At 64.3% G+C, this 8297-nt stretch carries 8 protein-coding genes; 7 read left to right on the forward strand and 1 reads right to left on the reverse strand.

Going from position 1 to position 8297, the window contains the following annotated elements; all coding sequences use genetic code 11:
* The first annotated feature begins 75 nt into the window (after positions 1 to 75).
* Together C3Y15_RS30605 and C3Y15_RS30610 are read left to right on the forward strand one after the other, a co-directional pair.
* Positions 76 to 1449 carry a hypothetical protein gene (locus C3Y15_RS30605; protein ID WP_059461293.1) on the forward strand — a complete coding sequence of 458 codons (1374 nt, stop codon included), beginning with the start codon at positions 76 to 78 and terminating at the stop codon, positions 1447 to 1449.
* 426 nt (positions 1450 to 1875) lie between these two features.
* Positions 1876 to 3405: an NADH-quinone oxidoreductase subunit M gene (locus C3Y15_RS30610; protein ID WP_014723252.1), complete on the forward strand. Its 1530-nt coding sequence runs from the start codon at positions 1876 to 1878 to the stop codon at positions 3403 to 3405.
* A gap of 31 nt (positions 3406 to 3436) precedes the next feature.
* Here the strand turns inward: C3Y15_RS30610 and C3Y15_RS30615 are convergent, their stop codons facing one another.
* Positions 3437 to 3646 (reverse strand): hypothetical protein, encoded by a 210-nt coding sequence (locus tag C3Y15_RS30615; RefSeq protein ID WP_080484203.1) that lies wholly within the window; start codon positions 3644 to 3646, stop codon positions 3437 to 3439.
* Positions 3647 to 3680: 34 nt separating this feature from the next.
* On the opposite strand from C3Y15_RS30615, the gene cyoA reads away from it, so the two are divergent.
* The 5 genes from cyoA to C3Y15_RS30640 all read left to right on the forward strand — a co-directional run bounded on the left by cyoA (position 3681) and on the right by C3Y15_RS30640 (position 8208).
* Positions 3681 to 4568, forward strand: a complete 888-nt coding sequence (cyoA, locus tag C3Y15_RS30620; protein WP_011885191.1) for a ubiquinol oxidase subunit II — start codon at positions 3681 to 3683, stop codon at positions 4566 to 4568.
* A 3-nt stretch (positions 4569 to 4571) separates the two neighbouring features.
* A complete protein-coding gene (gene cyoB, locus C3Y15_RS30625; RefSeq protein WP_011885190.1) occupies positions 4572 to 6575 on the forward strand; it encodes a cytochrome o ubiquinol oxidase subunit I in 2004 nt (667 codons plus the stop codon).
* The gene (cyoC, locus tag C3Y15_RS30630; protein ID WP_011885189.1) at positions 6575 to 7183 is read left to right on the forward strand and encodes a cytochrome o ubiquinol oxidase subunit III; all 609 of its coding nucleotides are present in this window, start codon (positions 6575 to 6577) and stop codon (positions 7181 to 7183) included. Before cyoB ends, cyoC begins: the two co-directional genes overlap by 1 nt.
* Positions 7184 to 7516, forward strand: a complete 333-nt coding sequence (cyoD, locus tag C3Y15_RS30635) for a cytochrome o ubiquinol oxidase subunit IV (protein ID WP_011885188.1) — start codon at positions 7184 to 7186, stop codon at positions 7514 to 7516. It begins immediately after the preceding gene.
* 329 nt (positions 7517 to 7845) lie between these two features.
* Positions 7846 to 8208 carry a hypothetical protein gene (locus tag C3Y15_RS30640; RefSeq protein WP_059695630.1) on the forward strand — a complete coding sequence of 121 codons (363 nt, stop codon included), beginning with the start codon at positions 7846 to 7848 and terminating at the stop codon, positions 8206 to 8208.
* The last annotated feature ends 89 nt before the right edge of the window (positions 8209 to 8297 follow it).

Below are 8297 nucleotides of genomic sequence, written 5' to 3' on the forward strand. Positions count from 1 at the left end.
CCCCTCGACTTCCCCCAAGCTCCCGCGCTAAATAGCGATATAGCCTCGCGCCCCTCAGCCGGAGTCCCGCCCCGCATGCATTCCGTCCTCACGCTTCTTTCGCATCGCCCCGTCGAAGGGCTCGTCGCCAACCACGCCGATTACGCGCACAGCCACGGCTACCGCCACGCGGTCGTCGACAGCGCGCACATCTACGGCGAGCGTCAACAAGTGCTTCACAAGTACCACGCGATCATCGCGCAGCTCGCGGCGATGGAGCCGCAGGCATTGCTTCTCGTGCTCGACCCATTCTCCGTCGTACTGGCCCGGCACGCACTGCCGGAGATCGCCGACGGCTACGACGCGATCGTCACCACCCAGACGCCGACGTCGCCATTACCCGCGCCCAGCGGCATGATCTTCCGCAACGTCCCCGACGTTCGCGAGCGCTTGCGGCGTCTTACGGTCGAACTCGGCAAGTGGGCGATGCATCTGCCCGAGCGGCAGAACGAATGCGAAGCGACGCTGCTCGCCGAACACTTCCCGCCGTTGCCGTTCGATCAGCCGCTGTCGAACCGCCATTACGCATCGGCCCAGACCGTGTGGCGCGACGGCCATGCAATCGACGTGGTCGTGAGCGCGCGTCCGCTCGTCGCGCATCAGGCGCCCGAATGGCGGCAGATCGACGGCGTATGGGCGCCGACGCCCGACTACGACTTCCGCTACGTGCTCGCGCTCGTCGACGATGCGGCGCGCGTGCTGCATGGCGAACAGCCGCACGCGATGGCCGACTGGCGCGCCGCGCAACAGCGCACGCGCGAGCCGGTGCGGCATCTGAATCCGCAGGCGCGCATTGCATTCGTGAGCCTGCATACGTCGCACATCGCCGGCTACGGCGATCTGCACGAAGAGAACTTCGTTCGCTATTGCACGCGACACGGCTACGCGTACCACGCCTATCGCGAGCCGCCGTCGTTCCTGCCGCCCGGCGTCGACGCGAACTGGGCCAAGCTGCATCTGATTCGCGAACACCTGCCGCAGCACGACTTCGTGTTCTGGGTCGATGCCGACATCCTCGCGATCGACCAGCGTCAGCCGGTCGACGGCGTGATCGACGGCCGCGATTTCGTGATCGGCACCGATCACACGGCCTGGGCGATCAACTCCTGCATGATCGGCGTGCGCAACGTCGCGCCGATGCATGAACTGGTCGGCCGCATATGCGCCCGCATCGAGAGCTTCGACGACCGCTCGTCGGTATACGCGAGCGGCGGCGACCAGCAGGCGATCTACGTCGAACTGCTGGCGGCCGGCATGATCGATGCGCGCTACATCGTCGATGCGACGTCGCTCGCATCGTCGCCGGTCTATGCGACGCGCGACAGCTGCTTCGTCCATTTCCCCGCGCAGCACAATCACTATCGCGCGGTGTCGATGCAAGTGTGGGACCGGCTGAGCCGCGAGCGCTGACACGACGCGCGGCCGCCGATGCCGCGCGTTGAAGCCAAAACGAAAGGGTGCCTGTAAGGATCGAGCGACGCGCAGACCTCGCACGCTGCGGCTCGTCGTTGCATGCACAGCAGCATGCTTCCGGAAAAAAATGCGACGACGCGCGCCATCCGGCACGCCAGGTGCCCGTTCAATACGAAAAATTACGCATAAAAATCAGCGGCCTATCGGGCGAACGGAATTTCATGTTCTGTTGCGCTGCAAAAAATAATTAATCGCCTTATGCTGGTTAACCCGATAGCGCTTGAGCGGCATCAATCTTTGTTCTGATTCCGCTTTACATTTTGCCAACATTGTCGATCCACGAAATCTATCTGTCGATTTGATTTCGTTCCTTCGTCGCGTCTGTTCCCGATGCAGCGCGCGACCCACCCAGGGCCTGTTGACATGCATGAGTTCCCCTTTCTGAGCCTGGCGATCTGGGCTCCGATCCTGTTCGGCGCGTGTTTGCTGCGCGCCGGTTCCGACGATCGCGTACATCGCATCAGAGTGATCGCGCTCGTCGGCGCGCTTGCCGGCCTGGCCGCGGTCGTGCCGCTCGTCGCCGGTTTCGACGCGCATTCGGCCGCGATGCAGTTCACCGAATCGCGCGACTGGCTGGCCGCTTTCCACGCCGGCTGGCGCGTGGGCATCGACGGTGCGTCGCTGTGGCTCGTCGTGTTGACGGCGTTCACGACGCCCGTCGTCGTGATCGCCTCGTGGGAGTCCGTCACGGTGCGCGTCGCGCAGTACTACGCGTCGTTCCTGATCCTCTCCGGGCTGATGGTCGGCGTGTTCGTCGCGCAGGACGGGCTGCTGTTCTTCATCTTCTTCGAAGCGACGCTGATCCCGCTGTATCTGCTGATCGGCACGTGGGGCAGCGAGCGTCGCGTCTATGCCGCGGTGAAGTTCTTCTTCATGTCGTTCGCCGGTTCGCTGTTGCTGCTGATGGCGATGCTGTACCTGTCAGCGAAGTCGCATACGTTCGACATGAACGCATGGCGCACGCTGCAGCTCGGCTTCACGCCGCAGCTGCTCGTGTTCCTCGGCTTCTTCGCCGCGTTCGCGGTCAAGGTGCCGATGTGGCCGGTTCACACGTGGCTGAGCGACGTCTACAAGGACGGCCCGACCGGCGCCGCGCTGATGCTCGCGATGCTCAAGCTCGGCGGCTACGGCTTCCTGCGCTTCGCGCTGCCGATCACGCCGGACGCGAGCCACTTCTTCGCGCCGGCCGTGATCGCGCTGTCGCTGTTCGCGATCGTCTACGCAAGCCTGATCGCGCTGGCGCAGACCGATCTCGGCAAGCTGCTCGCGTATTCGACGGTCGCGCACATGGGCATCGTCACGCTCGGGCTGTTCCTGTTCAACCGCATCGGCGTCGAAGGCGCGATCGTGCAGCTGGTGTCGTACGGCTTCGTCGCGGGCGCGATGCTGCTGTGCGTGAGCGTGCTGGTCGATCGCACGAAGCAGCGCGAGATCGCCGCGTACGGCGGCGTGGCCGGCGTGATGCCGCGCTTCGCGACCTTCTCGATGCTGTTCGCGATGGCGAACATCGGCCTGCCGGGCACCTCGGGCTTCGTCGGCGAGTTCATGGTCATCATGGGCGCGATCCGCATGAACTTCTGGATCGGCGCGATCGCGGCGCTGACGCTGATCCTCAGCGCGTCGTACACGCTGTGGATGGTCAAGCGCGTGATCTTCGGCAAGGTCGCGAGCCCGCGCATCGCGAAGCTCGCCGACCTCGGCCGGCGCGAGGTCGTGCTGTTCGCGTCGCTCGCGCTGATCGTGCTGATGGTCGGCGTCGATCCGAAGCCGTTTACCGACGCGATCGACCCGACGGTCGGGCGGCTGATCGAAGACGCGAGCCATTCGAAGCTGCCTGCCGGCGACGACGCCGCGCCGGCACGACCCGCCTACATGGCCGCCGCGCACGGCTGACCGGTGGACGCCGCGCGCAGCGGCCGCCTCGTCAGACGAATGCGATGGTTGCGCGCACATCCAGTGGCGCGGCGCTTGTCGCGCCGGCTTCCGGCACGCGGCCGGCTGCGTGAAATTGCCCCGCGACAATGTGTCTCACATCGGATTTTGCAATGATGATTTGTCGTACATCAAGGTTTTTGCTTGCGTCCGGGCGACGTATGATGCGGCCACTTTCGTGGATCGAATGCGCATCGGGCATACGCAAACGGTTTCAATGACTCTCGGGCTGTGTGATGAAAAGAAGAGCTTCAAGAGGCTGGGCGGCGCTGATGTCAATCGGCGCGGCACTGAGCCTGTCAGGCTGTAATTTTGACGTACTTAATCCGAAAGGAAGCGTCGGCGCTGCCGAAAAGGCGCTGATCGCGACGTCGACATGGGCGATGCTGATCGTCGTCGTGCCGGTGATCCTGCTCACGCTGTACTTCGCGTGGCGTTATCGCGCGTCGAACCGCAACGCGACCTATGCGCCGCACTGGTCGCACTCGACCGCGATCGAAGTCGTGATCTGGACGGTCCCGACGCTGATCATCCTGTTCCTCGGCGTGCTCACGTGGAAGACCACGCACGAGCTCGATCCGTACAAGCCGCTCGAATCGGCGGTCAAGCCGATCGACGTCGAAGTCGTCGCGCTCGACTGGAAGTGGCTGTTCATCTATCCGGAGCTCGGCATCGCGTCGGTGAACCAGCTGGCGATTCCGGTCGGCACGCCGGTGAACTTCCGCATCACGTCGGACTCGGTGATGAATTCGTTCTTCATCCCGCAGCTCGGCGGCCAGGTGTACGCGATGGCCGGCATGCAGACGCGCCTGCATCTGATCGCCGACGAAGCCGGCGACTACGCGGGCACGTCGGCCAACTTCAGCGGCCGCGGCTTCTCCGACATGAAGTTCCGCACGCTCGCCGAGCCGCGCGAGCAGTTCGACGCGTGGGTGCAGAAGGTGAAGGCTTCGCCCGACCGGCTCGACGCCACCGTGTACGGCACGGTCGCGCAGCCGAGCGAGAAGGCGCCGGTGCGCTACTTCTCGTCGGTCGATCCGAAGCTGTTCCACAACATCATCGCGAAATACAACGATGGCCACGTCCTCGACCTGAAGGACGCCGCCTGCGGCACGAAGGGGTAACGCATGTTCGGCAAACTCACACTATCGGCGATCCCGTTCGATCAGCCCATCATCATGGGAGCCGGCGGCTTCATGGGGCTCGTCGTGCTGGGCATTCTCGCCGGCCTCACGATCACCGGCCGCTGGAAGTGGCTGTGGACGGAATGGTTGACGACGGTCGACCACAAGCGACTCGGCGTGATGTACATCATCGTCGCGCTGATCATGCTGCTGCGCGGCTTCGCCGACGCGATCATGATGCGCCTGCAGCTCGCGCTCGCCTACAACTCGCCCGGCTACCTGCCGCCGCATCACTATGACCAGGTCTTCACCGCCCACGGCGTGATCATGATCTTCTTCATGGCGATGGTGTTCATGGTCGGTCTGATGAACCTGATCGTGCCGCTGCAGATCGGCGCGCGCGACGTCGCGTTCCCGTTCATCAACTCGCTGTCGTTCTGGATGACGGCGGTCAGCGCGATCCTGATCAACGTGTCGCTCGTGATCGGCGAATTCGCGCAGACGGGCTGGCTCGCGTATCCGCCGTTGTCGGAGCTGCAGTTCAGTCCGGGGGTAGGGGTCGACTACTACCTGTGGGCGCTGCAGATCTCGGGCGTCGGCACGCTGCTGACCGGCGTGAACTTCTTCGTGACGATCCTGAAGATGCGCGCACCGGGCATGTCGCTGATGAAGATGCCGGTGTTCACGTGGACGGCGCTCTGCACCAACGTGCTGATCATGGCGTCGTTCCCGATCCTGACCGCGACGCTCGCGCTGCTCGGCCTCGACCGTTACCTCGGCATGCACTTCTTCACGAACGAAGCCGGCGGCAACGCGATGCTGTACCTGAACCTGATCTGGGCGTGGGGCCATCCGGAGGTGTACATCCTGATCCTGCCCGCGTTCGGCATCTTCTCGGAAGTCATCGCGACGTTCTCGAAGAAGCCGCTGTTCGGCTACAAGACGATGGTCTACGCGTCGTGCGCGATCATGGTGCTGTCGTTCCTCGTGTGGCTGCATCACTTCTTCACGATGGGTTCCGGTGCGAACGTGAACGCGTTCTTCGGGATCATGACGATGATCATCGCGATCCCGACCGGCGTGAAGGTGTTCAACTGGCTGTTCACGATGTATCGCGGCCGGATCGAATTCACGACGCCGGTGCTGTGGACGATCGGCTTCATGGTGACGTTCACGCTCGGCGGGATGACCGGTGTGATGATGGCGATCCCGGGCGCCGACTTCGTGCTGCACAACAGCCTGTTCCTGATCGCGCACTTCCATAACGTGATCATCGGCGGCGTGGTGTTCGGCTATCTCGCTGGCTTCAACTACTGGTTCCCGAAGGCGTTCGGCTTCAAGCTGAACGAGAAGCTCGGCAAGGCGGCGTTCTGGTTCTGGCAGATCGGCTTCTACGTCGCGTTCGTGCCGCTGTACGTGCTCGGCTTCATGGGCATGACGCGTCGTCTGAACCACTACGACAACCCGGCATGGCATCCGTGGCTGCTGGTCGCCGCGTTCGGCGCCGTGCTGATCGCGATCGGCATCGCGTGCCAGCTGCTGCAGCTCGTCGTCAGTATCCGCAACCGCAACCTGCCGGCCTATCGCGACACGACGGGCGACCCGTGGGGCGGCCGTACGCTGGAATGGGCGACCTCGTCGCCGCCGGCCGACTACAACTTCGCGGTGCTTCCGCAGGTGCGCACGCTCGACGCGTATGCCGACATGAAGGCGCGCGGCGACGCCCGGCCGAACCCGGCAGCGATCCGCGACATCCACATGCCGTCGAATACCTGCGCGGGCCTGGTGATCGCGATCTTCAGCCTGGTACTCGGTTTCGCGCTGGTGTGGCACATCTGGTGGATGGCGATCGGCGGGCTGATCGGGATCGTCGCGACGCTGGTGATCTACAGCTCGCGCAATAACGACGGCTACTACATCCCGGCATCGAAGGTGCGCAAGATCGAAGAGAAGCAACCGGCGGCGCGCGTGTCGACGCGTGTCGACGTGGAACTGGAGGCCAACTGATGCTGCAGAAAACCTTGAGCGCAACCTTGCTCGAGCACGACGACCATCCGCCGTCGCACTCGGTGTTCGGCTTCTGGCTGTACCTGATGACGGACTGCGTTATCTTCGCGGCGCTGTTCGCGACCTTCGCGGTGCTGGGCAACCAGACCGCGGGCGGTCCGACCGCGAAGGACCTGTTCGACATCCCGGGCGTCGCGGTGGAAACCGCCGCGCTGCTGCTGTCGAGCATCACGTACGGCTTCGCGATGCTGGCCGGCTACAAGCAGCGGCGCGGTGCGCTGCTCGGGTGGCTCGCGGTCACGTTCGTGCTCGGCGCCGCGTTTCTCGCGATGGAGCTGCGCGAGTTCTCGCACCTGATCGCGGACGGCGCGGGCCCGCAGCGTAGCGCGTTCCTGTCGGCGTTCTTCACGCTGGTCGGCACGCACGGGCTGCACGTAACCGCCGGCCTGTTGTGGATGATCGTGCTGGCCGGACAGATCGTGCTGCGCGGCGGCGATCTGACCGATCGCGATCTGCGGCGCCTGACGTGCCTGAGCCTCTTCTGGCACTTCCTGGACATCGTCTGGATCTGCGTGTTTTCCTTTGTCTATCTCGCGAGCGTGATCTAAATGGCTCATTCGCATTCGTCTCAAATGGAAGAAGGGCACGGCAGCGTTGGCGGCTATTTCGCCGGTTTCATCCTGTCGGTGCTGCTGACGGCCGCGTCGTTCGGCCTCGTGTTGGGCGGCGTGCTGTCGCCGCATGCGTCGCTGATCGCGCTGGCCGCGCTCGCGTTCGTGCAGATCGTCGTGCACCTCGTGTACTTCCTGCACATGAACGGCTCGTCGGGCCAGCGCTGGAACGTGATGGCGTTCAGCTATACGGTGCTGACCGCGGCGATCCTGATCGTCGGCACGTTGTGGGTGATGCACAACGTCAGCATGAACATGATGTCGCGTTGAGCGACGGCGCGCCGCAGCGGATCTGCTGCGGCGCGCATCTCATGTAAGGAAGGGCGGCACGCGAGTGCCGCCTTTTTTCATTCGGCGCGTGCAGTTCGCGCGGAACTCGGCGGCGAGGCGGCGCTTCGCGTTGTCCAGGCCCGCCGGGGAGTAGGGGCTCGCGTATGCGGGCCAGCCGGCCGGCGCAAATACTGGCGTCAATTGTTACGAGACGTTAGCTCGCATGTGCGGCTGCGATGCCGCGAATCAGTTCTTACAAAGTGGAAATATGCGGTGAGGCGGCTTGTCGCTATAGTCGAATCACACATCACACGACTCGAAGAGGATCCATGAAGACTTTGCGTGTTGCCTCGCTCTTGACCGGTATGACGGCCTTGCTCGTGTCGGGCGCAGCAATGGCGGGAGTCAACGTCGGTATCAACGTCGGCGTGCCGGCGCCGGTCTACGTCGCTCCGGCGCCGGTGTACGCGCCGCCTCCTCCTCCGCCGCCGGTCGTCTACCAGCCGGCACCGGTCTACGCACCGGCGCCTGTTTATGCGCCCGCGCCGGCCATCGTGATCGGCTGGCATGGCGACCGTTACTGGGATGGCCGCCGCTACTGGGGCCGCGACGAGTGGTATCGCCATCATGGCCGCGGCTGGGATCGCGGGCATGGGCACTGGGACAACGGGCGTCACAACGGCTGGCGGTGATTGGTTGAGGTGCGCCGAGTCGCTCGAGCGGCGCGAGCAGGTCGGGCGTCCGAGCACCGGAGCACCGACTGGCCGGGCACCCAAGCACC

It is taken from the genome of Burkholderia sp. B10 (assembly GCF_004368385.1).
Classification (GTDB): domain Bacteria; phylum Pseudomonadota; class Gammaproteobacteria; order Burkholderiales; family Burkholderiaceae; genus Burkholderia; species Burkholderia vietnamiensis.

Coding starts and splice junctions, on each gene's coding strand:
- cyoD (WP_011885188.1), top strand. CDS start 7,184: ATGGCTCATTCGCATTCGTCTCAAATGGAAGAAGGGCACGGCAGCGTT.
- C3Y15_RS30605 (WP_059461293.1), top strand. CDS start 76: ATGCATTCCGTCCTCACGCTTCTTTCGCATCGCCCCGTCGAAGGGCTC.
- cyoB (WP_011885190.1), top strand. CDS start 4,572: ATGTTCGGCAAACTCACACTATCGGCGATCCCGTTCGATCAGCCCATC.
- C3Y15_RS30640 (WP_059695630.1), top strand. CDS start 7,846: ATGAAGACTTTGCGTGTTGCCTCGCTCTTGACCGGTATGACGGCCTTG.
- cyoC (WP_011885189.1), top strand. CDS start 6,575: ATGCTGCAGAAAACCTTGAGCGCAACCTTGCTCGAGCACGACGACCAT.
- cyoA (WP_011885191.1), top strand. CDS start 3,681: ATGAAAAGAAGAGCTTCAAGAGGCTGGGCGGCGCTGATGTCAATCGGC.
- C3Y15_RS30615 (WP_080484203.1), bottom strand. CDS start 3,646: ATGCCCGATGCGCATTCGATCCACGAAAGTGGCCGCATCATACGTCGC.
- C3Y15_RS30610 (WP_014723252.1), top strand. CDS start 1,876: ATGCATGAGTTCCCCTTTCTGAGCCTGGCGATCTGGGCTCCGATCCTG.